Origin of the sequence: Nocardia kruczakiae NBRC 101016, from assembly GCF_001612965.1 — a bacterium.
GTDB lineage: Bacteria > Actinomycetota > Actinomycetes > Mycobacteriales > Mycobacteriaceae > Nocardia > Nocardia kruczakiae.
In genome coordinates, this window is the sequence record NZ_BDBL01000030.1 from 81,109 (window position 1) to 103,035 (window position 21,927).

Genomic DNA, 21,927 nt, shown 5'->3' on the forward strand with positions numbered 1-21,927 from the left:
GCCTTCGCACCGCACCGCTCATACCTTCAGCAACCTCGCCAGGTTGCCGCCCATGATCTTCTCCTGGTCGGCCAGCGGCATATCTTTGATCTCGTTGATGTAGCGAGCCGGTTCGGCCAGGCCCTCCGGATGCGGATAATCCGAGCCGAACAGTACGTTCTCCACACCGATCAGATCGGCGATGGCCTGCAGATCCTCTTCCCAGAACGGGCTGACGTGGATGCTGCGCTTGACCGCCTCGACCGGATCCTGGAAGCCGAAGCCCTCCGGCGCCTTCTTGTACGTGTCGTGCAGGTTCTCGAGCAGCGGGGCCAGCCAGGAGGCGCCGTTCTCGATGACGGCCACCTTCAGCTCGGGGTGGCGGAACAGCGCGCCGTGGCACACCCACGAGGCCACGGCGTCCTGGATCGGCCGCCATTCGGTGGTCATCCGGAAGGTGTTGGTCTGGAACGGCAGCATCTCCAGGCTGCTGCCCTCCCATTCGGCGTTGAACCGCGAATATCCGCTGTCGGAGGAGTGCATCGTGACGAGGACGTCGTGTTCGACCACGCGCTTCCAGAACGGGTCGAATTCCGGCAGCGCGAACGAGCGCGGCCCGCGCAGACCCGGAACCGGGGCCGGGCGCACCAGAATCGCCTTGGCGCCGTGTTCGACACACCAGTCGAGCTCCTCGATCGCCTTCTCCACGATCGGCAGGCTCACCACCGGCACGGTGAAGATGCGGTCCTTGTAGGTGAAACCCCACTCCTCGAGCAGCCACTGATTGAGCGAATGCACCACGGCGTGAATGAGATCGGGGTGATGGCGCATGCGCTCCTCGATGAGGCTGGCCAGCGTCGGGAACATCAGCGTGCGGTCGAGTTGGAGTTCGTTCATGAGCTCGAGGCGCGGACCCGGCTCGTGGAACGCGGGAATCGAACGCATCGGCTTACCGAAGATCTCCCGGCGGCTCTTGCCCTCGGGATTGCCGTTCTTGAAGTACTCCTCCATCGCGCCGGGCCGCGCGACCACCTCGAAGGTGGGGTTGGGGATGTACTCGCTGATCTGGCCGAGAACCGCGATCTTGGTGCGGCCGCCCAGTTCCACGTACTGGATGGCGCCCTCGTACTCCTTCGGCAGGTACCGGGTGAGGGCCTCTTTGGTTTCGTACAGGTGGTTATCGGCGTCGAAGAGCTGATACGGCAGCTCGATCTTCGTCATAAGAGTCTCCTTTGTTCATTGTGAGAATCATATTCTCAGTTTTTGCGTGTGGCAACGGCCTGCCCGGCGATGGCGGCGCGCACGCGGTACTTCTGGACCTTGCCGCTCGGGGTGCGGGGAAAGTCGTCGACGATGTGCAGTTCCTCGGGCCACTTCTGCTTGGCCAGCCCGGCCTCGGCCAGATGCGCCTGCACGTCGGCCAGGGTCGGAGTGGTGGTGCCGGGACGCGGCCGCACCACCGCGGCGGCATGTTCGATGAGCCGTGCATCGGGCGCGGCGACGACAACCGCTTCCGCGACGGCGGGCATGCGGTGCAGAACGTCCTCGACCTCGACCGCGCTGATGTTCTCGCCGCCGCGGATGATCAGGTCGGTGGTGCGGTCGGTGATGGTGAGATAGCCGTCCTCGTCGAGGCGGCCGACATCCCCGGTGCGATACCAGCCCTCGTCGTCGAACGCGGCGGCGGTCAGTTCCGGATCGGTGTAACCCAGGCACAGATCCGGTCCGCGACTGTAGATCTCACCGTCGTCGGAGAGCCGGATCTCCACGCCCGGCAGCGGGCAGCCGTCGGTGTAGAGGCGTTTGTCCTGTGGATCGGTGTAGTCGGAGCCGGTGATGGACGGATGTTCGGTACTGCCGTAGGCGCGGTAGGCGATGATGCCGAGGTCGGTGAGCCGGGTGGTCACCGCGGCCGGCACCGAACTTCCGCCCAGCCCCGCGTATTTCATCTGCCGCAGATGTGCATCGGTGAACGACGGATGGTCGAGCAGGCTGGTCAGGTAGTAGGGCACCCCGCCCGCCACGGTGGCGCCGACATCCGACATCAGCGCCAGGATCCGGCCGGGATCCCACACATCGACCACATTGATCTCCGTCCCGTCCAGCACCGGGATGAGCAGGGCGTTGACCATGCCGATGAAATGCCCGACCGGTGCGGCGGTGAGCTGGGCGCCCAGATCGGGCGGGTAATGCGCACTGAGCTGGCGAGTTTCGAAGCCGAGGGTGCGGTGGCTGTGGATCACGCCCTTCGGGTCGCGGGTGGTGCCGGAGGTGAAGGCGATCAGCGCGGGGGAGTCCGGTGACACCGTGACGATCCCGGGCATCGGCTCGTCGTCGAGCAGGGTGTCGAAGTCGCGGCCCACCACGCCGACGATCGGCACCTGCGCGCACAGATCGGGCTGAAACTCCAAGGCGCCGAAGCGTTCCGCGGTGACGAACACCTTCGGGCGCACGGCGTCGAGGATGTAACCGAGTTCCTTGCGGCCGTAGAAGTGCACGATCGGCACCAGGGTGGCCCCGAGGAAGGAGGCGGCCCAGAAGGTGGCCGCGGACTCCATCCAGTTGGGCAGCTGGAAGGCGACCACATCGCCGGGGCGCACACCGCGCCGGCGCAATCCGGCGGCGAGCCGGCGGGCGATGTGCTCGACTTCGCGCACCGTGCCCGACCAGGGGCGCAGCTGGGAATGCACCCGGAACGGGACCTCCGGTGCGTCGGCCAGGCCCCGCGCCAGCATCTCGCCCAGGGATTCGCGCCGCCACCAACCGTGGGCTTCGTATCGATCGACCAACTGCTGCGGGATCTTTCGCATGGCTCAGCTCCAATGCCCGACGAAATGGGGAAGGCCGGGTGTCCGGACCCGAATACGGAGATGATATTCTCAGATTAAGAGAAGCAACGTATCTGGAATGGAGAACGTGCGATGGTCGAGCTCGAACTGGACGGCGGGATCGCGGTGCTGACCATCAACCGTCCACAGGCGCGCAATGCCATCGCACCGGAGACGATGGACCAGCTCGATGCCGCGATCGACGCCGCGGCCGGCGCCCGGGTGCTCGTCGTGCGCGGTGCGGGAGAGCGCGCGTTCGTCTCCGGCGGAGATCTCAAGCAACTGGCCGCGATTCGCACCGAGGACGGTGCGGCCCAGATGGCGTGGCGGATGCGCGGCATCTGCGATCGGCTCGCCGCGTTCCCGGCGCCCGTGGTCGCGACGCTCAACGGTCACGCCCTCGGTGGCGGCGCGGAATTCGCGGTGGCCGCCGACATCCGGATCGCCGCCGACGACATCACCATCGGGTTCAATCAGGTGGCGCTGGCGATCATGCCGGCTTGGGGTGGGGCCGAACGGCTCACCCAGCTGGTCGGGCGCAGCCGTGCCCTGCTGCTGGCCGGTACGGGAACCGTCCTGACCGCCGCGGAGGCGCAGCGGTACGGCCTGGTGGATCGTGTGGTGTCGCGCGCCGATTTCGAGCAGGAGTGGCGATCGCTGGCGACCGCGCTGGCTCACCCGGCATCGGAACAGATCAAGCGGGTCGTCTCGGGTGCCACGCCGGAGCAAGCAGTGAAAGCCTTTGCCCGGCTGTGGGTTTCGGACGAACACTGGGTAGCGGCCGACCGGGTGCTCAACCGCGGCTCGGGTCGCGGCTCCACCGCGCGAGTCTAGGAACTGTGCCACAGCGAGACGGCTCTGGCCGACATTCGGGCGTGGTTTGCCGGACTCAGCGGCGGTCAACACTATGTTTCGGCCTCGTCGGCCTGGTTCCGGCGGGGCCGTCATTGCTGTCTGCCATCGGATGACCTGCGCCGCACCGGCGCAGAAGGAGGATACGTGCGCATCATCACCACCGGGATCGCCACCGCGGCACTGGCCGTCGCCGCGATGGCGGGAGCCGGCGCCGCTGCGGCCGACGACGACCCGGGGTTCAACCCGCCCAAGGAGATCGTCACCGTCGACATCAATCTGCTCGGATGCTCGATCGGCGCCGGGCTCGGCGCGCAGCTGGTTCCCACTCTGAGCGCCGGCGGTTTCGGTGGGCCGGTGGGGATCGACGCCGGATTGGCCTCGCGGCTGCGTAGCGCGGGCTGCCTGCCGTGGCGCTGACGGCGCGAATTATTCGTTCGCGCTGTCGATTTCGGTGATGGCGTGCACCGGGCAGTCCAGGAGTGCCCGGTGCACGCCGTCGCGATCGGCGGGCGGGACGGCGCCGTCACCCTCCAGGGACGCGTACCCCCAGTCGTCGAGGGAGAAGTACTTCGGCGCGTGCTTGGCGCAGGTGCCGAAACCGTCGCAGACGGTGCGATCGAGTCGAATCTTCACAGGGATGTCACCGCTTCCACATCGAAGGGCCGGACCGCGGCGAACGGTGTCGCCGCGCAGATCGCGCAGCCGCCGGCGAGGTGGCGCGCCACCGCATCCGGGAATTCGTCGAGCAGGGTCCGGGCCGCGTTCGTCGCCGCATCGAGAGTTCCGCAGGCGCCGCGCCCGCGCAAAACGGTCGACCAGCGGCGCAGCCGGTCCAGATCGGCGGCCTCGGCGCGGCCGTCGCGTAGCGCGGAGGCGACCGCGCTCATCGCCGCGGTGCCGTTGAAACACGAGCCGCACTGGCCGGCATTCTCCCGGTCGAAATATTCGAGTACCGACGCCGCCACGGCGACCGGGCAGTCGTCGGGCGTGAGCAGCGCGACCGCCCCGCAGCCCAATCCCGTCCCCATCGCCCGCAGCGTGGCGTGATCGAGCCGGGCGTCGAGGATGCGGCTGTTGGTGAGGCCGTTGAAATAACCACCCAGCAGCGCGCCGTGCACCCGTTTCGCGGCGACGCCGTGCAACTCGAGTAACGCGCGGAACGAATAGCCGTGCGGCAGTTCGTAGATGGCCGGTCCGCGCCCGGCTCCGGTGACGGTGGCCAGGAAGGTGCCCGGTGAGTCCGCCGTGCCCACGGTGCGGAAGGCCGCGGCGCCGAAGCGATGGATCCACGCCAGCTGGGCAAGCGTTTCCACATTACTCACCATTGTCGGGCGTCCGCCGACACCGGCCGCATACGGACGCGGTGGTTTGTCGGTGGGCGTGGCGGGCCCGCCGTCGATCGCGCGCACGGCCGCGGTTTCCTCCCCGGCCACGTATCCGGCGGCGACGGTGACGATCTCCGTCGGCACCGGCAGTTCGGCGGGGCCGAGCTCGGCCACCGCGGCGGCGACGGAATCGGCGGCCCGGTCGTCGGAGACATACACCACGGCGCGGTCGGCGCCGAGAATCGTGGTGGCGGCGCGCAATCCATCCAGCACCAGATGCGGGCGCCGGCGCAGCAACCAGCGATCCTTGCCCGAGGCCGGTTCGCCTTCCTCGCCGTTGGCGACGACCACCGGACGTGTCCCGGCACCGCAATGCCGCTGTACCGACAGCAATTTCGCGCCCAGCGGAAAGCCCGCGCCGCCGCGCCCGCGCAGGCCCGACTCGACGATCTCGGCCAGCAGCCGCGCCGGATCCTCGATCGGCGCGTAACCGCCGCTCGCCCGGTACGCCGGCGCCGATTCGGTGCCCGCGCCGCGGCCGACGATCCGCGGCGCTGTCCCGGGCGGCGCGGTGACTATCGGATTCGCGATCGCATCCATCAATCCGTCCTTCGGAATATCGTCCGCCGCCGAAAAGTGACGGCGCGGAAATTGCTGTGCCTACAATCGGCGGCATGCGTACCGCAGTAATTCGCGTCGATGTGGATCCCGCCGGGGACCTGTCGCCGGCGGAATTCGGTGAAAAGATATCCGCGCTCGCCTCGGCTGCCGCGGAATCCGGAATGACCGTGACCGCACCCGAAATCGACCGGCTGCCGCCGCGTCGGCGCGATATTCATCTGCTGATCGACGGTGCGGACACCGCCGCGATGCGCGAACACGCGGTCGGGATCTGCGCCGAGATCTTCGGCCCCGCCGTGCGGCCGGGCCCGGTCACCTTCGTCAGCCGGGGGACCGATGACGACGCCCACGGCGTCCTGGCCGGATTCGGCATCACCGGCGAGATCGAGCGCACCCACGACGGGGCCGGCTTCGACACCCTCACCGTCCGCCTGGCTCACACCGATCTGGAACGCATCCCCGAGAGCCGGATTCAGACCGCACTCGAGGCGGCGACCAACGCGGAAGTGATCATCGTCGTGCGGTGAAGCGACCATCGCTATCGCGCGACGAAGTCCAGGATCGCCGGAGCGGCCTCCACCCAGCAGTCGAACGGATGTCCCTCTCCGCGCGCGCGGGCCCGCTGACCCTGTTGCCAGGCATCCTCCGGCCACGGCGGATCGATCAGGATCGACCCCTCGATCAGGCAGTGCACTTCCATCGAGGTGCGCTTGGGATGGTCGATATCGTGCTCGCCTCCCCGGATGATCAGCGTCGGGAGCTTCAGCTTCGAGAATTCGTAATCGGTCACACCCGGGATAGTCTGGCCCGGTTTGGGAACATAGGCGTCGAGCCAGCGCAGCATCTGCGCCTGGAATTCCTCCGCGTCCCACGCCAGCAACCGGTCCTTGTTCTTCGGATTGTCCTGAATCCGCTCCTGCCATTCCGGCAATTCGATCAGGCCCTCGATGCCCTTGATCTTCGCCGCGGTGATGTTGGGAATGATGTAATGCGAACCCAGGGCGATCGATCCGTAGTTGCCGCCGACGATATTCCACACGATCAGCTTCGTCGCGATTTCCGGATACAGCATCGCCGTCAGAAGAGAATCGCGCGCCCCGCCGGAACCGCCGGCGATGATCACCGGGCCCGTGTCGAGATGTACGAGCAGATCGTGCAGGACCTCGGCACGCATATGCGATTCGGTGGGACCCCAGAACGCGACCTCGCTGCGCCCGCAATTGGGCCGGTCCCACAGCAGGACGCGGTGGCCGCCGGCGACCAGGGCCTCGGCCAGCGGGCGCAATCCGGGAATCTCCGTGCTGAACCTGCCGCCGGGAGTGAGCACGATCAGCGGACCGGACTCCCCGAGAATTTCGTAATAGACTTCGCCACCGCGGATTTCGGCGATCGACATTGGACAGACCTCCTCGTCTGTAATCAGGCGGTGACCAGAACGTCGTTGCCGACCACCCGCACCGGATAGGTGCGGATACTCCATTCCGGTTTCACCGCGGTGGTGCCGGTGGCGAGTTCGAATCCCCACTGATGCCACGGGCAGTAGATGTATTCGCCGCCGCGCACACTGACCGCGTCGCCGGGTACCGATTCGTCGACCGCGGTCAGTCCCCGGGTGCGGCCCGCGCACAACGGCCCGCCCTCGTGCGGACAGTAGTTGGCGATGGCGTAGAAGGTGCCGTCGACGTTGTAGACGCCGACGCCGTGGCGGCCGATCGGCACGAGTTTATGTGTGCCGGGCGGTATTTCGTCGACGGTGGCGACGGCGTGCTCACGTCCCTGCGGCAGCCGCGGTGTGGCGGCGAGATCGTCGTTCATCTCAGAACACCCGCACTTGCCCGGGCAGTGCCGGCACCGTGTCGGGCACAGTGGCGTAGGTCTTCAATCCGTTGCCGAACATCACCGCCTCGCGGGTGTGCTCGGGTAGGTGTTTGACCAGCCAGCGCGGATCATCGAAGGTCCAGTGCGGATAATCCGAGGAGAACAGCAGAATCTTCTCCGCCTCCATCCACTCCAGCGCCCGGGTCAATTCCGTCTTGTCCTCGGGATAGTCCAGCGGCTGGGTCGTGAATTTGATGTGTTCCTTCACGTACTCCGAAGGTTTGCGCTTGATCTCGACCCACGATGTGCGTGCCTCGTAGATCGCGTCCATCCGCCACATCAGCGGCAGAATCCAGGTGAACGCGTGCTCGACCAGGATGATCCGCAACGCCGGGAAGCGGTCGAAGACACCGTCGAAGATCAGGCTCATCACCTGATTCATCGCCAGCAGCGAGTAGGTGACCATGAAATCGTGGTTGTAGCTGGGAAATCCGACCGGCGGCATCGGCAGCATCTCGAAGTTCCCGCGGGAGAGGTGGCAGGCCACCGGCAGGTCGTGCTTCACCGCGGCCGCCCACACCGGGTCGTACATCGGATCGCCCCACGCCGGCCGCGGTTCCGCGCGGATGAGGATCTGCGCCATGTACGGATGTCCGGCCCATTTCTCGATTTCGCGGACCGCGCCGGCCGGATCCTCGGCCGCCGCGCTGATGGAACCGCGATAGCGCTGATGCCAGTTGTTGTGGGAGTCCAGCCAATCCTCGTCCAGCCACGTGTTCACCGCCGCCGCGGCCGCCGAGGTCGCCTCGGGCAGCCGGGCCTGGTACAGCCCCGGCTCGAGGATGGCGATATCGGAACCGGCGCCCATGATGAGCTGCCGGAACAGGGTGTCGGGATCGCTGCCCGGGAAACCGCCGGCGGGTGTGAACGCGTCCACGCGCATCGCGTAGGCATACGCGAAGTCGGGGGCGTCGTAGAAGATGGTGCTGCCGACCTGGCGATTGAGAAAATACCTGCTGCGGAACGGTTCGGGGTACAGCTCCGCGAGCCGTCCCGGCCGGGGCACCGGGTGGACATCGGAGTCGACCACCCGCACCGCGACTCGATCCGAGCTCGGAACCCGCACCCGTACTTCGGTATTCGCCTGCGTCATGGAAATCCCTTTCGATTCCGATACCGGTTACCGCGTCGTCGCCGCGGCGGGAATGTCGATGCCGTACAGTCCGGCGGCATTGCGCCACAGCACCTTCTCGCGCTGGGCGGCGGTCAGCGCGGACGGCAGCCGCGCCGGATCGTCGAGTTGCCAGTGCGGATAGCTGGAGCCGAACATCACCATGTCGTCCTTACCGGTGAATTCCAGCCAGTCCCCGGCGAAGTCGACATCGCCGGGCCCGTCCAGGCGGCCCCGAACGAAGTAGATCGAACCGGGGAGGTAGTCGCTGGGCATGCGCGGCGCCCACGGCGTCTGCTCGAGGTGCGGACGGCCGAAGGTGTCCATCCGCCACATCATCGGGGTGAGCAGGTCGGCCGCGCCGTCGGCCCACACGAAGCGCAGATCGGTGAAGCGTTCGAACACACCCTCGGCGATCATGTTCATCTGGTGGTAGAGGTAGTTCAGCGCCATGAAGCCGACGTACTGCTCATAGGTGCGCGGATGTCCGGACGGGGTGGGCGGATAGGCCACGCCGGAACCGGTTTCGATGTGCACCGCGACGGGGAGACGCGCGGCCGCCGCGGCCTCCCACAGGGGCCAGAACTGCGGCTTTCCGTACAGTTCGCGGGACTGCAGCGGAATGCCGATCTGCACGACGCGCGGATGGGAACCCCAGCGTTCGATCTCGCGGACCGCCCCGGAGATGTCTTCCGGATTCACCCGCAGCGTGCCGCGGTAGCGGTCGGCGTAGGCGCCGGAGTCCAGCCAGCGCGAGATCATCATCTCGTTGTGCGCGCTCGCGATCGCCGTCCCCAGATGGCGGTCGGGCATGATGCCGCGGGTCATCGGATGCAGGATCGCGATATCGGCGCCGCGCTCGCCGAACAGCACCTGCCCGACGGCGTCGGGCTCGGAGCCGGGATATCCGCCGTCGGACAGGACGGTGCCCGGCGCGTATTCACCGCCCGGCGCGCCGTACCAGTCCATCTCGACATCCGGGTAGCCGCGGGCGCTGTACGGTTCGCGCAGCCAGCTGCGCAGTTCGGCATTGCCCTGGAAGAAGATGTGCACACTGGCGTCGATCAGCGCGCTGGTACTGCCGTCGGGGAGGGTGATCATCGGCCCTCCCCCGAGAGGTGCCGGGGCGCTGAGGGATTCGGTCGAGGCGAGGCGGAACGGATCGGCTCGGGGTGGTCGGTCATGCGGGCTCCGTTGCGGGAAGTCGGCGCGTTCGCGGGCTGCCGTCGGTCCGGCGGCGGGGGAGAGTGCCCGGAAAGCGGTGCGGACGGGCCGGGGCGCATTCGCCCGGGCGAACTCGTGGGCGAACTCGTGGGCGAACTCGTGGGCGAACTCGCGAACCAAATATTTGTTCCGCAACTGTACGTCGAAGCCCGGCCGGCGCACAAGGGCCGGCGTCCGGCGGTCAGGCGGCGGGGGCGGTGCGCGTGGCGCCGCACAGCAATGTCGCGCGCGAATGCGCTTGTGCGGCACGGATTCCCACGCGCGCGACCACCTGCGGCGGCATCCAGATCAGGTCGCGGACACAGGCCGACAACCGGCTCTTGGTCATCCCCTCGAGCGTGATCTCGCCGTCGGCGCGGCCCTGATCGACGACGCTCGCGATCTGCCGGGCACGCCGGCGCAGCACCTCGATCACATCGCTGGTGTCGGGGGGAGTGGAGCGGAACCAGGCGCGCTGGATCGCGAACTCGAGGTCGAAACGCCGCAGTGCGTTGAGATTGATCCAGGTGAGCGCGTCGAGCTTGGCGACGGCGGAACTGTCGGTGCCGACCACCGCGGCGTAGGCGCGCGAGATCTCGTCGTGGAACGACCCCATGATCGAATCCAGCAGCGCCTGTTTCGATTCCACGGCCCGGTACACGCTGCCCGCGCCCATTCCGGCGGCGGTGGCGATATCGCGCATGGTGGTCGCCTCGTAGCCGCGGCGGGCGAATTCCACCCGCGCCACCGCGCGCAGCCGGGCGGTGCGGTCGTCGTCGCCGGTGTCGTCGGGCGCCGCCCAGGTGGCGATGCTGTCGCGCGCCGCGCGCAGGGCCGCCGAGCGATCGAGTGCGGCGGGGGACGCCGGCTCGGCGGGCAGGCCGTAGAGCAGCAGGCGGCACACCACGGTCGCGACGCGATCCGCGGAATTCTCACGATGCAGGACCGAAAGGCCGATGTGCAGCATGGTCTGGCACAACTGTTCGGCCAGCACCGACCGATCCACGGTGGCGGCGAGGTATCCGTGCGCGGCGCCGGCGTCGAGCAGGACGCGCATGGCCGCGGTCGGCGCGGCCGGCGGATCGGCGGCCAGGGCGATCAGCGCGGTCCCGGCGCCGGTGTGCGGTTCGTAGATCGACAACTGCAGTGCCGCACGGTGTTCCAGGGCGCAGGCGGCGAGAGCGGTGGCGTACCCGTTCACGACATCGAAAGCACCCTCGGCGCTCGTGATCGCCGACGGTGGCGGTGCGGACCGGGCCACGGCATCCAGTGCGGAGTGATAGCGCTCGAGCAGTTCGACCGCGATCGCTTCCTTCGAATCGAAGTGGTGGTACAGACTGCCGGGCAGGATGCCGCAGGCGTCGGCGACATCCTTCACGTTCGTCCCGGCGTATCCCGCCGAAGCGAACAGGTCCGCGGCCGCGCGCAGGATCTCCGACCGTCGTGCGCTGTCGGCGCGGGCGGCGGCCGGTGCGGCGGGGATCCGTGTCCGTGGCATCTGCTCAGTGTGACCGATATGCCTGCCCGCGCGTTACGGTGACCCGGCCCGGGCTGCGCTGGGCGTCAGTCGTTGCGCGGGAAGCCCAGATTCAGCCCGCCGTGGCTCGGATCCAGCCAGCGGCTGGTCACGGCCTTGGTGCGGGTGAAGAAGTGCACGCCCTGCACGCCGTGCGCGTGGGTGTCACCGAACAGCGAGTTCTTCCAGCCGCCGAAACTGTAGTAGGCCATGGGAACCGGAATGGGCACGTTGATGCCGACCATCCCGACCTCGACCTCGTACTGGAAGCGCCGGGCCGCGCCGCCGTCGTTGGTGAAGATCGCGGTGCCGTTGCCGTAGGGATTGCCGTTGATCAGTTCGAGGGCCTGCTCGTATCCGTCGACCCGCACCACCGAGAGGACCGGGCCGAAGATCTCCTCGCGATAGGCGGCCATCTCCGGGGTCACGTGGTCGAGCAGCGTCGGCCCGAGCCAGAAGCCTTGGGACACATCGATATCGGCGTCGGCGGTGCCCATCGCGCCGCGGCCGTCGACGACGATGCGGGCGCCTTCGGCCTCGGCGGTGTCGATGGCGGCGGCCACCTTGTCGCGGTGCGCGCGGGTGACCAGCGGACCCATATCGGCCTCGCCGTGCCCGTCGCCGAGGCGCAGACCGCGGGTCCGCTCCGCCACCCGGGCCACCAGGTCGTCGGCGATATCCCCGACCGCGACGGCCACCGAGATGGCCATGCAGCGTTCCCCGGCCGAACCGTATCCGGCATTGACCAGCGCGTCGGCGGCCAGGTCCGGATCGGCGTCGGGAAGGATCACGGCGTGGTTCTTGGCGCCGCCGAGTGCCTGCACCCGTTTACCGGTCGCGGTGGCGGTGGCGTAGACGTACTCGGCGATCGGAGTCGAGCCCACGAAGGAGACCGCCTTGATCGCCGGATCGAGCAACAGCGCGTCCACGGCCTCCTTGTCGCCCTGTATGACATTGAAGACGCCGGGCGGAAGTCCGGCCTCCTCCCAGAGCTTGGCCAGCCACAGTGCCGCCGACGGATCCTTCTCGCTGGGTTTGAGCACGACGGTGTTGCCGGTGGCGACGGCCAGCGGGAAGAACCACATCGGCACCATGGCCGGGAAGTTGAACGGTGAGATGATCGCGACCGGGCCCAGCGGCGCCCGCACCGAGTACGCGTCCACGCCGGTCGAGACGTTCTGGGTGAAACCGCCCTCAACCAGATGCGGTATACCGCAGGCGAATTCGACCACTTCCTGGCCGCGGGAGACCTCACCGAGGGCATCGGAGAACACCTTGCCGTGTTCGGCGGTGATCAGTCCCGCCAGTTCGGATTTGCGGGCGTTGAGCAGTTCGCGGAAGCCGAACATGATCGAGGTACGCCGCGTCAGCGAGGTGTCGCGCCAGCCGGGGAAGGCGGCCGCCGCGGACTCGACGGCGGCGCGGACCTCCTCGCGTCCGGCCATGGCGACGGTCCCGGTAACCCGGCCGGTCGCGGGATCGGTCACCGGTGCGGTGCGCGCGGCGACGCCGGGCCGGAGGCCGCCGTCGATCCAGTGGCCGATATGCGCGAGGTCGGTGCCGACGGTGGGTTCGATCGTGCCGGTCACGCCCGCACCCCCGCGTGCGCACCGGTGATGGTGGTCAGCGGCGTCGCGCCGTACCAGCCGCAGGACAGGCCGCAGCCGGCGGTGATCTCGACGTCGCGGCGATGATCGGCGAAGGTGCGGACGGTGCGGACCGCCTCCGCGGCATAGCCGCAGCGCGGGCAGGTGCCGAAGTAGTCCAGTATCTGGCGGACCGCGATATCGACGGGCGGCTGCATCAGTACCTCCGGGTCACGAGTTGAGTTGTGCGGCAGTGGTTTCGCGGCAGACGGGCGGTCAGTCGAGGAACAGATCCGGGATCGGCCGCTCCCCGCCGCCGTAGCCCGACAGGTCGCAGACCCCGGATTCGATGAGCACCTCGGCGTCGATGTAGCAGTTGCCGGTGGTGTATTTCGCCGGGCGGGAGAGGATCTCGGCGGCGGCATCGCCCATGATGGCCGGATCGCGCGCCGAGTCGAGCAGTGCGGACCCGTCGGCCATATTCGCCACCGCCGAGGTCGCGATGTAGGTCTGCGGCCACAGGCAGTTCACCGCGATCGCGCCGGCGAATTCGGTGGCCCAGCCGAGGGACAACAGCGTCATCGCGTATTTGGACTGGGTGTAGGCCGGATGCGCGCCGAGCCAGCGGGGGCTGAGATTCAGCGGCGGCGAGATGGTCAGCACGTGGGCTTCGGGTGCCTCGCGCAGCGCGGGCAGACAGGCCTGGGTGAGCAGGAAGGTGCCGCGCACGTTGATCTCCTGCATCAGATCGAACCGTTTGGCCGGAAGCGATTCGGTCGGCTCCACCGCGATCGCGCTCGCGTTGTTGACGCAGATGTCGATGCCGCCGAAGCGGTCCACCGCGGTCCGCGCGGCGCGCCGCACATCCTCCTCGCGCCGTACATCGCCCACCACCGCGACGGCTTTCCCGCCCGCGGCCTCGATCTCGGCCACTGCGGAATGGACGGTGCCGGGGAGTCTCGGATGCGGTTGCGCGGTCTTGGCCAGCAGCACGATATTCGCGCCCCGGGTGGCCGCGGCGACGGCGATGGCGAGGCCGATCCCGCGGCTTGCGCCGGAGACGACCATGGTGCGGCCGGCCAACGGATATGCGGGCATGACGCTCCTCGAAGTCAGTCGTTCGCCTCCGATGGTATTGGCATTCTCTTTTTTTGCAAGTAACGTATTCAAGGATGAACGACGACGTCCAGACCTCTTCCGGCATCCCGCTCGCCCCGGTCTACGGCCCGGGCGATCGCGTCACCGAACCACCCCCGCCGGGCGAATATCCCTTCACCCGCGGCAATTTCGGCACCGGCTACCGCGGGCGACTGTGGACCTTCCGGCAATACTCCGGTTTCGGCACCGCCGAGGAATCCAACCGCCGCTACCGCTATCTGCTCGAGCAGGGCGGCACCGGCCTGTCGGTGGCCCTGGATCTGCCGACCCAATGTGGTTACGACTCCGACGATCCCGAGGTGAGCGAGGAGGTCGGCCGGGTGGGCGTGGCCGTGGACACCCTCGCCGACGCCGAAATCCTGTTCGACTCGATTCCGCTGGACAAGATCAGCACCAGCTTCACCATCAACGGCACCGCCGCGATCCTGCTGGCGTTCTACGTGGCCGCCGCCGAACGCAAGGGTGTCGCGCGCGCGACACTGACCGGCACCATTCAGAACGACATCCTCAAGGAATACGCGTCGCGGGGCACCTGGATCTGGCCGGCGCAGCCCTCACTGCGGCTGATCGCCGACACGATCGAATTCTGTGCGGCCGAGGTGCCGCGGTTCAACGCGATCTCGGTGGCGGGCGCGCACTTTCGCGACGCGGGCGCGACCGCGGTGCAGGAGATGGCGTTCACCCTCGCCGACGGAGTCACCTACTGCGACACCGTGGTCGAACGCGGCCGCATGAGTATCGACGACTTCGCGCCGCAGATCTCGTTCTTCTTCTACACCCACGGCGACTTCTTCGAGGAGATCGCGAAATACCGTGCCGGACGGCGTCGCTGGGCCACGCTGGTGCGGGAACGCTACGGCGCCACGACCGACCGCGCGTCGATGTTCCGGTTCGGCTGCGTCTCCGGCGGCGCCTCGCTGTACGCACCGCAGGCGCAGAACAATCTGGTGCGCGTGGCCTACGAGGCGATGGCCTCGGTCCTGGGCGGGGTGCAGTCGATGTTCACCGCCGCCTGGGACGAACCGTTCGCCCTGCCCAGCGAGGAATCGGCGACACTGGCGCTGCGCACCCAGCAGATCCTGGCCTACGAAACCGGCGTCACGCGGGTGGCCGATCCGCTGGGTGGCTCCTATTTCGTGGAGGCGCTCACCGATGCGACCGAGGAGCGGATCGGCGAGATCATGGCGGATCTCGACGCGCACGGCGGCATGGTCCGCTGCATCGAGGACGGCTATCTGCAGGGGCTGATCGCCGACGAGGCCTACCGCGCCCACCAGGACATCGAATCCGGTGCGCGCCCGATCGTCGGGGTCAACCGATTCACCTCCGACGAACCCGCTCCCGAGATCGGCACCTACGAATTGGATGCCGCCGGAAGGGATCTGCAATTGAAGCGACTGGCCAAGGTCAAGGCGGACCGGGATTTCGGCGCGGTCGCCGCCACGCTGTCGGCGCTGTCGCGCGCCGCCGAGGGAGACGAGAATCTGATGCACCGGCTCATCGACTGTGCCAACGCCTACTGCACGGTGGGGGAGATGACCTCCGCGCTGAAATCGGTCTGGGGCGAATTCCGGCAGCCGGTGGTGTTCTGATGCCCGCGCGCGTGCTGGTCGCCAAACCCGGGCTCGACGGCCACGATCGGGGCGCGAAGATCGTCGCCCGCACCCTGCGCGACGCCGGTTTCGAGGTCGTCTACACCGGCATCCGCCGCCGCGTCGAGGAGATCGTGTCGATCGCGGTGGCCGAGGATGTCGCGGTGGTGGGGCTGAGCATTCTCTCCGGCGCGCATCTCGGGCTCACCACCAAGGTGGTGGAGGGACTGCGCGCCGCCGACGCCGCCGATATCGCGGTCGTGGTCGGTGGCACCATTCCGCAGGCCGATGTGCCGAAACTCCTCGACGCGGGCGCGGCGGCGGTGTTTCCCACCGGCACCCCGCTGGATCAGCTGGTGAGCGAGATTCGCGCGCTCACCGCGACGGTGGCGGGGCCGCCCGAGCCGAGATGACCGCGATCCTGAGCCCGGCGCAGGTCACGGCCGGGCGAAGCGCCGGCGTCGCACCGATCACGAACATGCTCGACCGAGCGAACAGAGATGAACATTTCGGGCATTTCGGGCACCGAACGTGGTGGGTAACCGCCGCGATGTGGCGCGGGACGGCGGCCTGTGATGAACTCGTGCCCCTTTTCACAGGTTGAGCACGGTCCCGGCTGACATAGTCTGAGCAGGCGAGTTCTGTTCAGGGCAGTTCGGTGCCGGTCGCTGTTCGGGCGATCGCCGGCGAGAACGAACGGAACCGCAGTCGGCAGGGGCAGTCGAGGAGGTCGGCCGTGCACACAGCGGTGACGACGGCAATCACACGGCGTGAGTTGATGCGGCTCACGGGAATCACAGCGCATTCGGTCAGCCGGCGCGGCGGCCGATCGCTCAATGCCGACGCGGTGTCGGGCTATATCGACTCCGCGGTCGGGCGCAGCGCCTTCGCGGTCGCCGACGGCATCGGCGATCATCTGCTGGCCGCGCGGGCGGCGCGCAGCGTGGCGCAGGTCGCGGCGCGGGTGGCCGTCGGTGGCAGCGCGGCCGCCGGAATCCTTGCCGCACAACAACAATTGCTGCGCGAATTCCCCGAACCCTCCGCCGACAGCGTGGTGGTCGTGGCCGTGTGCCCGACACCGGACCGCATCGACGGACCCTGTGATATCGCGTGGGTCGGCGACTGCCGGGCCTACCACTGGAACGGGCGAGTGCTGCATCAGATCACCAGCGATCACACCGTCGCCGAGATGATGAACGCCCGTGGCGTCACCGTCGCGCCCCGGATGCACCACATGGTCACGACCTCGGCGCGGACCGTGCGGCCGGACGCGGTGGGCCACGGCATCACCGGCACGGGCAACGGCCGCTGGCTGCTCAGCACGGACGGGGTGCACAAGACCCTGGCGATGACCGAGATCAAGCAGATCCTCGCCGACGCCGATTCCCCGTCGAGCGCCGCGGACGCCCTGGTCGAGGCGGCGATCACCGCCGGTGCCACCGACAACACCACCGCACTGGTCTTCGATCACGGCTGACCGGCGGGCAACCCGGTCGCGGCCGCGGCGGGTACACCGGCCGCTGCCGCGGCCAGGACCCGGCGCAGCGGCCACGGCAACTCGCGAAACAGCGCGGTCATCGCGGCTGCGGTGCCGCGCGGATCGGTACGCCCGGACAGGTAGGCGCGCTGCAGGTCCGGTGGCAGGGCGAAGAAGGCGTCGAAGAACGCCGGAAGTTCGTGCGGCGGCAGCGCCAGCAGCGCCCGCAGTCCGGCCCTGCGCAGGGCGAACACCAGCCGCGCCGAGACCGGCCAGAGACTGCGGCCGGTGGCGACGGCGTCGGCCGCGGCGAGTGCGGCGCCGACGCTGTAACCGGTCGCCGGATGCAGCAGTCCGCCCGCCGCCCCGAAGACGCCGTCGCGGGCCCGGCCGCCCTCGACCGGGAAGCGCACCCGTTCGACCGGGGCGTCCGCGCCGAATTCGATTCCCCGGCAGCGCAATCGGTGTTCCAGCCGGCGCCGCAACTCGTCGAGGCCGATCGCCGGCCGCCCGGCCAGGCAGGTCTCCTCGAACAGCACTCGGTCCCCGCCCAGCGGGATCGTGTACAGGAACGACGCCGGTTCGGCGGCGCCCGCACCGTTGTCGCGCGACCAGTCCATGAAGACGGCCGGTTCCCGATCACGGTGCAGCACAATGCCGTACGCGGTCTGCTCGGCTCGCCGCGCGTCGCGGGCCAGTCCGCGCGCGTCGACCACGCGGAGTGCGGTCAGGATCCGGCCCGAGGCCAGCCGCACGCGCTCGCCTCCGTCGATATCCAGCACCCGGTCGGCGATCACCCGAACCCCGGACAGGTCCAGCGCGTCCTGTAGCGCGGCGGTGCCGAAAACCTGGTAGGCACGGGCGATGTCGACCTCTCGCGTACCCCGGGCGAGCGGTCGCTCGACCGTCGCGGCCACGACCCGGGCCGGTAACCAGTCCGGCAATTCGTCGGCCCAGGTGGCGTAGGTCGCGGGCCAGCGGCGCCACGGATGTGGATCGATCGCGGTCACGGCGAGTCCGTGGACGGCCGCGCGATGGGCCAGCGCCCGCCCCGCCGGGCCGAGCCCGCAGACGATGAGATCGGCACTCATGCCGCCATTGCAGCAGATCGACCGGCCGCGGTGTGCCCGCCCGTCGCATCACGGCGGGTGTGTCGGGTCCGGTAGGGTCGACCCACGATGCCCGGGGGGAGACCACGACCGCGGAGGGCGCTGCCCCGGGGACGCGGAAGGTGGCAGCAGATGACGTATCCCCCCGGACCCGGGCCGTACGGTTACGGCCCGCAACAACCCCACGACGCGGGGTGGGGACGCGACCCGAACCAGCCCGGCGCCGGCTGGGACGCGGCGCCCGGCGGGTGGGAGACACCGGGATGGGATCAGCAGATGCCCGCCCCGAACTGGGGGCAGCCCGCTCCCGGCGGCTATCCGACACCGCCGCCGCCCAAGAACAACACCGGGCTCATCGTCGGCATCGTCTTCGGCGTCATCGCGCTGCTGGTGATCGCGGGCGGCATCGTCGTGGTCGCGACGCGCGACTCCGGCGGCGACAACCAGGCCGCCGCAACCAGCACCCCCGCGCTCGTTCCCGCCACCACCGACGCCCGGACCACCACCGCCGCACCCACCACCAGTGCGAGTCCCGGAACCTCCGGCCGGCTGAGTTATCAGGAATACGGGCACGACTGGAACTTCAAGGCCGGCGATGTGGAATTGCACGCCGACTGGGTGGAGGGCCGCGATCATCCCAGCTGCGCCGATATCGAGGTCGGCGGCAAACTCACCTCGCTGGGCTGCCAGTACGCGGCGGAGATGGTGTACAAGGCCGAGGGCGGTTCGCTGATGCTGACCCAGTTCATCGTCGGCATGTCGAGCAGTGAGAAGGCCGCGGCCGCACCGGACGCCTACACCGACGACGACCTGAAACTGCGGCCCGGCACTTACATCTCGAACTTCGCGACCGGCAAGTGGAAGGACGACGCCGAAAAGCAGTTCCTCGTCATCACCTTCGCCACCGCCACCAGTTCGGTGGACGAGGACACCGTGAAGAAGTACCTGAAGTACCGGCACGGCGACATCCTCGGCGCCCTCGCCTTCCGCTGACGGGGTGTGCGGCCGTCCGGCTCAGATTCCGCCGGTCGCGAGCAGGCCGCCGTCGACCCGCACCACCTCGCCGGTGATCCACGCGGCCTGATCCGAGACGAGGAATCCGACCAGCGCGGCCACGTCCTCGGGCGTGCCCAGGCGCCGCAGCGGGTAGGTCGCCGCCACGGCCTCCTCGTTGTCGGTGACCAGCGCGTCGGCGAATTTCGTCTTGACCACGCCGGGCGCGACGGCGTTGACCCGGATCGCCGGACCCAGCTGCCAGGCCAGTTCCTCGGTGAGCCGGATGAGGGCCGCCTTGGACGCGCCGTAGGCGGCGATCACACCCGTCGAGCGGATTCCGGCCACACTCGCGAGGTTCACCACCGCGCCGCCGTGCTCACCCATCCACGCCCGGTAGGCCTGCTGCACATAGCCCAGCGCCGCGACCACGTTGACGTCGAAGATCTTGCGCACCGCCCCGAGGTCGGCCTCCATCAGCGATCCGTAGACCGGGTTGATGCCGGTGTTGTTGATCAGGATGTCCAGGGATCCGAATTCGGCGACCGCGGTGTCCACCTGCTCGGCGCGCGCCGCCTCGTCACCCGAATTGCCGGCCAGCGCGACGACCGTGCCCGGATGGCCCAGCGCCCGCAGCCGGTCGGCCGCCTCGGCCAGCGGTTCCGGTTTGCGGGCGGTGATCAGCACATTCGCCCCGCGCCGCAGCAGTTCGGCCGCCACCGCGTACCCGATGCCGCGACTCGCGCCGCTGACCAGCGCACCCTTACCCAACAGATCCTCGCTCATGGGTCGCGACCTTACGTCAGGTCGGCGTGGGCGGCGCCGCGGACCCGGGGCGGGGTGCTGCGCAGCACCTGGAAGCCGGCGCCGGAGACCATGACCGGAATGCGCCGCGCCGCCTGCAGGTAGCGGATCCGCGCGGACTGGGGAAGCTCCGGCCACGGCAGCGGTTCGGCGTCGTCGGGATCGGGGTGTGCGGCCCCGCCGAGCAGGGCGCGCCGATCCGCGATCCGGCGTTCGTAGTCGAGCCGGGCCAGCAGCCCGATCTCGTCGTCGTCGAAGGTGACCGCGAAGGCCGGATCGAAGGCCGGCACCATGAAGCAGCCGATCGCGGCCAGGTCCTCGCCGATCCCGCGGGCCTGCAACCGATAGCTCCGGCGAGCCTGGTCGCTGAGCTCGTTCCAGTGACGCAGGGCGGCGGCGTCGGCCGGCGCCTCACCGGTGGTCATGACGGTGTGGGCGCGGGCCTGATGGTCGACCCGTTCGCTGGTTTCGTGCAGGGCTCTGCCGAGTTGTTCGCTGACCCGGTCGGTGACGTATCCGGTGAGGCTGTCGATGACGCGGTCCTGTGCGGTCAGCCGGGCCTTCATCCGCCGGCATTCGTGCAGCACCGCCTGGGCATCGAGGAAGGTCTGCTCGGAACGGCGGTCACCGGTGCGCCCGAACACGTCCTGACCGACCATGATCACGATCATGAACACCAGTTGCGCCAGCGTGGACAGAAATGCCATGAGGGCGAACGGATAGGGATCCAGACGCTGAATTCCCGCCTGCGCCAGTACAACCCACAGAATCTGGGAACCGAGCGCGAGGTAGAAACCCCAGACGCTGCCCAGCCGCTCGGTCAGCCACACCGCGATCCGGTCGTTGGTGCTGACCGCCTGGTCGGCGGCCTGCGGTGGCGACTGCACCCGATGGCGTTCGATCACGGATGCGGCGTCGATTCGAGCAGGCTCAGGCCCCGGCTGAGCGCGCGGTCGTGGTGGTCCAGATGTGCCTGCAGATCCGCGACCTGGGCGAAGATCGCCTCGGTGTTCTCGTAGGTCTGCACCGACCGGCGGTCGGCGGCGGCGCTGAGCACCCGCTGGCCCACCAGGATCACCAGACACAGAATCAGTTGGGCGACGTTGTCGACGAACAGCAGGAACGGGAACGGATACGGGTCCACCGGGCGCAACGGCCCCCAGGTCGCCAGCGCCATCCAGGTGCTGAACCCGACCAGCACCAGATACAGCGCGGGCATCGACCCTATCCAGCGGGTGAGGGCGGCGGCCACGGCATCGTTGACACCGAGGCGTTCGTCGGCCATCGTCACCGCGCCGGTGGGCGCATCGGCCGTTGCGCCGCTGTGCGCGTTCGGTTCGGCGCCGCGTATCTCGCCGGCTCGGCTGTCGCTGCTCACCTCTACGGCCCCCTCGCCTGCGCTCGTCCGATATCGCGCACTGTACGTGCCCGATATGGCGAGTGCGTATCCGAGACGCGGAGGAGCACGGCGCATGGTGGTGAAACCTGCGGCGGTGCAGGGGCTTCGGTCCGCAGCGACGTCAGCTCGCGCGCGCCGACGTGTGCGACAACAGCGTGGCGACCAGTTCGTGGGCGTAGTCCGCGGTCACCGGGCCCGTTCCGAAGAGCGTGCGAATGTACATGGGCGCCAACAGGTGATCGAGGATGTCGAGAGCACTGAGCGCGCGGTCGCCGCGGGCGTGGGCCCGATCGAGCATGCCCTGGATCTGGCGGCCGCGTTCGGCGAGGAAGGCGTCGCGCGCGCGCAGGCCCGCGTCGCCCGCACTCGACAGCGCGATCATCAGGCGCAGCACCGCCACTCCGTCGGGGCCGCTGAGGTCGTGGGCCTTTACGGTTCAAAAGCAGCTGACAGCTGCGTTAGATATTCCGCCACACGAATCCGCATGGAGTCG

The 21,927-nt window shown here is 68.7% G+C and carries 23 protein-coding genes and 1 pseudogene; 7 read left to right on the forward strand and 17 right to left on the reverse strand.

The window, feature by feature from the left end; all coding sequences use genetic code 11:
- Positions 1-18: 18 nt before the first annotated feature.
- Both NK1_RS21865 and NK1_RS21870 read right to left on the reverse strand, forming a co-directional pair.
- Positions 19-1,200, reverse strand: coding sequence for an amidohydrolase family protein (locus NK1_RS21865; protein ID WP_063011400.1), 1,182 nt, complete (start codon positions 1,198-1,200; stop codon positions 19-21).
- 35 nt (positions 1,201-1,235) lie between these two features.
- Complete coding sequence (locus NK1_RS21870) at positions 1,236-2,789, reverse strand: AMP-binding protein (protein ID WP_063011402.1); 1,554 nt, start codon at positions 2,787-2,789, stop codon at positions 1,236-1,238.
- A 111-nt stretch (positions 2,790-2,900) separates the two neighbouring features.
- On the opposite strand from NK1_RS21870, the gene NK1_RS21875 reads away from it, so the two are divergent.
- Both NK1_RS21875 and NK1_RS21880 read left to right on the forward strand, forming a co-directional pair.
- On the forward strand, positions 2,901-3,641 hold the full coding sequence (locus NK1_RS21875) for an enoyl-CoA hydratase/isomerase family protein (RefSeq protein ID WP_063011404.1): 741 nt from the start codon (positions 2,901-2,903) through the stop codon (positions 3,639-3,641).
- A 165-nt stretch (positions 3,642-3,806) separates the two neighbouring features.
- Positions 3,807-4,079, forward strand: a complete 273-nt coding sequence (locus NK1_RS21880; protein WP_063011406.1) for a hypothetical protein — start codon at positions 3,807-3,809, stop codon at positions 4,077-4,079.
- Positions 4,080-4,088: 9 nt separating this feature from the next.
- On the opposite strand, the gene NK1_RS21885 is transcribed toward NK1_RS21880, so the two are convergent.
- Together NK1_RS21885 and NK1_RS21890 are read right to left on the reverse strand one after the other, a co-directional pair.
- The gene (locus tag NK1_RS21885; RefSeq protein ID WP_063011408.1) at positions 4,089-4,295 is read right to left on the reverse strand and encodes a ferredoxin; all 207 of its coding nucleotides are present in this window, start codon (positions 4,293-4,295) and stop codon (positions 4,089-4,091) included.
- Positions 4,292-5,587 carry an NADH-ubiquinone oxidoreductase-F iron-sulfur binding region domain-containing protein gene (locus NK1_RS21890; protein WP_063011410.1) on the reverse strand — a complete coding sequence of 432 codons (1,296 nt, stop codon included), beginning with the start codon at positions 5,585-5,587 and terminating at the stop codon, positions 4,292-4,294. Before NK1_RS21890 ends, NK1_RS21885 begins: the two co-directional genes overlap by 4 nt.
- Positions 5,588-5,661: 74 nt before the next feature.
- Between NK1_RS21890 and NK1_RS21895 the strand changes: the two genes are divergently transcribed.
- Positions 5,662-6,135 carry a hypothetical protein gene (locus tag NK1_RS21895; RefSeq protein ID WP_063011412.1) on the forward strand — a complete coding sequence of 158 codons (474 nt, stop codon included), beginning with the start codon at positions 5,662-5,664 and terminating at the stop codon, positions 6,133-6,135.
- An 11-nt stretch (positions 6,136-6,146) separates the two neighbouring features.
- Here the strand turns inward: NK1_RS21895 and NK1_RS21900 are convergent, their stop codons facing one another.
- From NK1_RS21900 to NK1_RS21935, 8 genes are all read right to left on the reverse strand, one after another.
- Positions 6,147-7,004, reverse strand: a complete 858-nt coding sequence (locus tag NK1_RS21900; RefSeq protein WP_063011414.1) for an alpha/beta fold hydrolase — start codon at positions 7,002-7,004, stop codon at positions 6,147-6,149.
- Between the two features lie 23 nt (positions 7,005-7,027).
- Positions 7,028-7,423 (reverse strand): Rieske (2Fe-2S) protein, encoded by a 396-nt coding sequence (locus NK1_RS21905; protein ID WP_063011416.1) that lies wholly within the window; start codon positions 7,421-7,423, stop codon positions 7,028-7,030.
- 1 nt (position 7,424) lies between these two features.
- The gene (locus NK1_RS21910; RefSeq protein WP_063011418.1) at positions 7,425-8,579 is read right to left on the reverse strand and encodes an amidohydrolase family protein; all 1,155 of its coding nucleotides are present in this window, start codon (positions 8,577-8,579) and stop codon (positions 7,425-7,427) included.
- A gap of 27 nt (positions 8,580-8,606) precedes the next feature.
- Positions 8,607-9,698 carry an amidohydrolase family protein gene (locus tag NK1_RS21915; protein ID WP_063011497.1) on the reverse strand — a complete coding sequence of 364 codons (1,092 nt, stop codon included), beginning with the start codon at positions 9,696-9,698 and terminating at the stop codon, positions 8,607-8,609.
- 304 nt (positions 9,699-10,002) lie between these two features.
- Entirely contained in the window at positions 10,003-11,298 is a 1,296-nt protein-coding gene (locus NK1_RS21920) for a TetR/AcrR family transcriptional regulator (RefSeq protein ID WP_063011420.1), read from the reverse strand.
- Positions 11,299-11,363: 65 nt separating this feature from the next.
- The gene (locus tag NK1_RS21925; protein ID WP_157104385.1) at positions 11,364-12,860 is read right to left on the reverse strand and encodes a CoA-acylating methylmalonate-semialdehyde dehydrogenase; all 1,497 of its coding nucleotides are present in this window, start codon (positions 12,858-12,860) and stop codon (positions 11,364-11,366) included.
- 41 nt (positions 12,861-12,901) lie between these two features.
- Entirely contained in the window at positions 12,902-13,120 is a 219-nt protein-coding gene (locus NK1_RS21930; protein ID WP_063011422.1) for a GIY-YIG nuclease family protein, read from the reverse strand.
- A 58-nt stretch (positions 13,121-13,178) separates the two neighbouring features.
- Positions 13,179-14,000, reverse strand: coding sequence for an SDR family oxidoreductase (locus tag NK1_RS21935; protein ID WP_063011424.1), 822 nt, complete (start codon positions 13,998-14,000; stop codon positions 13,179-13,181).
- Positions 14,001-14,074: 74 nt separating this feature from the next.
- Between NK1_RS21935 and NK1_RS21940 the strand changes: the two genes are divergently transcribed.
- The 3 genes from NK1_RS21940 (at position 14,075) to NK1_RS21950 (ending at position 17,129) form a co-directional block, all read left to right on the forward strand.
- Positions 14,075-15,652: a methylmalonyl-CoA mutase family protein gene (locus tag NK1_RS21940; RefSeq protein WP_063011426.1), complete on the forward strand. Its 1,578-nt coding sequence runs from the start codon at positions 14,075-14,077 to the stop codon at positions 15,650-15,652.
- Positions 15,652-16,065, forward strand: a complete 414-nt coding sequence (locus NK1_RS21945; protein ID WP_063011427.1) for a cobalamin-dependent protein — start codon at positions 15,652-15,654, stop codon at positions 16,063-16,065. Before NK1_RS21940 ends, NK1_RS21945 begins: the two co-directional genes overlap by 1 nt.
- Before the next feature lie 323 nt (positions 16,066-16,388).
- Positions 16,389-17,129 carry a PP2C family protein-serine/threonine phosphatase gene (locus tag NK1_RS21950; protein WP_051025388.1) on the forward strand — a complete coding sequence of 247 codons (741 nt, stop codon included), beginning with the start codon at positions 16,389-16,391 and terminating at the stop codon, positions 17,127-17,129.
- Here the strand turns inward: NK1_RS21950 and NK1_RS21955 are convergent.
- Positions 17,120-18,220, reverse strand: coding sequence for a lycopene cyclase family protein (locus NK1_RS21955; protein WP_063011429.1), 1,101 nt, complete (start codon positions 18,218-18,220; stop codon positions 17,120-17,122). The genes NK1_RS21950 and NK1_RS21955 overlap by 10 nt on opposite strands.
- 150 nt (positions 18,221-18,370) lie before the next feature.
- Here NK1_RS21955 and NK1_RS21960 point away from each other — a divergent pair, with 150 nt between their 5' ends.
- On the forward strand, positions 18,371-19,231 hold the full coding sequence (locus NK1_RS21960; protein WP_157104381.1) for a hypothetical protein: 861 nt from the start codon (positions 18,371-18,373) through the stop codon (positions 19,229-19,231).
- A 21-nt stretch (positions 19,232-19,252) separates the two neighbouring features.
- Here the strand turns inward: NK1_RS21960 and NK1_RS21965 are convergent, their stop codons facing one another.
- The 4 genes and pseudogenes from NK1_RS21965 to NK1_RS21980 all read right to left on the reverse strand — a co-directional run.
- Positions 19,253-20,017 carry an SDR family oxidoreductase gene (locus NK1_RS21965; protein ID WP_063011433.1) on the reverse strand — a complete coding sequence of 255 codons (765 nt, stop codon included), beginning with the start codon at positions 20,015-20,017 and terminating at the stop codon, positions 19,253-19,255.
- Positions 20,018-20,028: 11 nt separating this feature from the next.
- Positions 20,029-20,940, reverse strand: a complete 912-nt coding sequence (locus NK1_RS21970) for a DUF1003 domain-containing protein (protein WP_063011435.1) — start codon at positions 20,938-20,940, stop codon at positions 20,029-20,031.
- On the reverse strand, positions 20,937-21,413 hold the full coding sequence (locus tag NK1_RS21975) for a DUF1003 domain-containing protein (protein WP_063011437.1): 477 nt from the start codon (positions 21,411-21,413) through the stop codon (positions 20,937-20,939). The genes NK1_RS21970 and NK1_RS21975 overlap by 4 nt, the downstream gene beginning before the upstream one ends.
- Before the next feature lie 142 nt (positions 21,414-21,555).
- Positions 21,556-21,846 (reverse strand): annotated as a pseudogene (locus NK1_RS21980) (TetR-like C-terminal domain-containing protein); the annotation flags it as partial.
- Positions 21,847-21,927 lie beyond the last annotated feature (81 nt).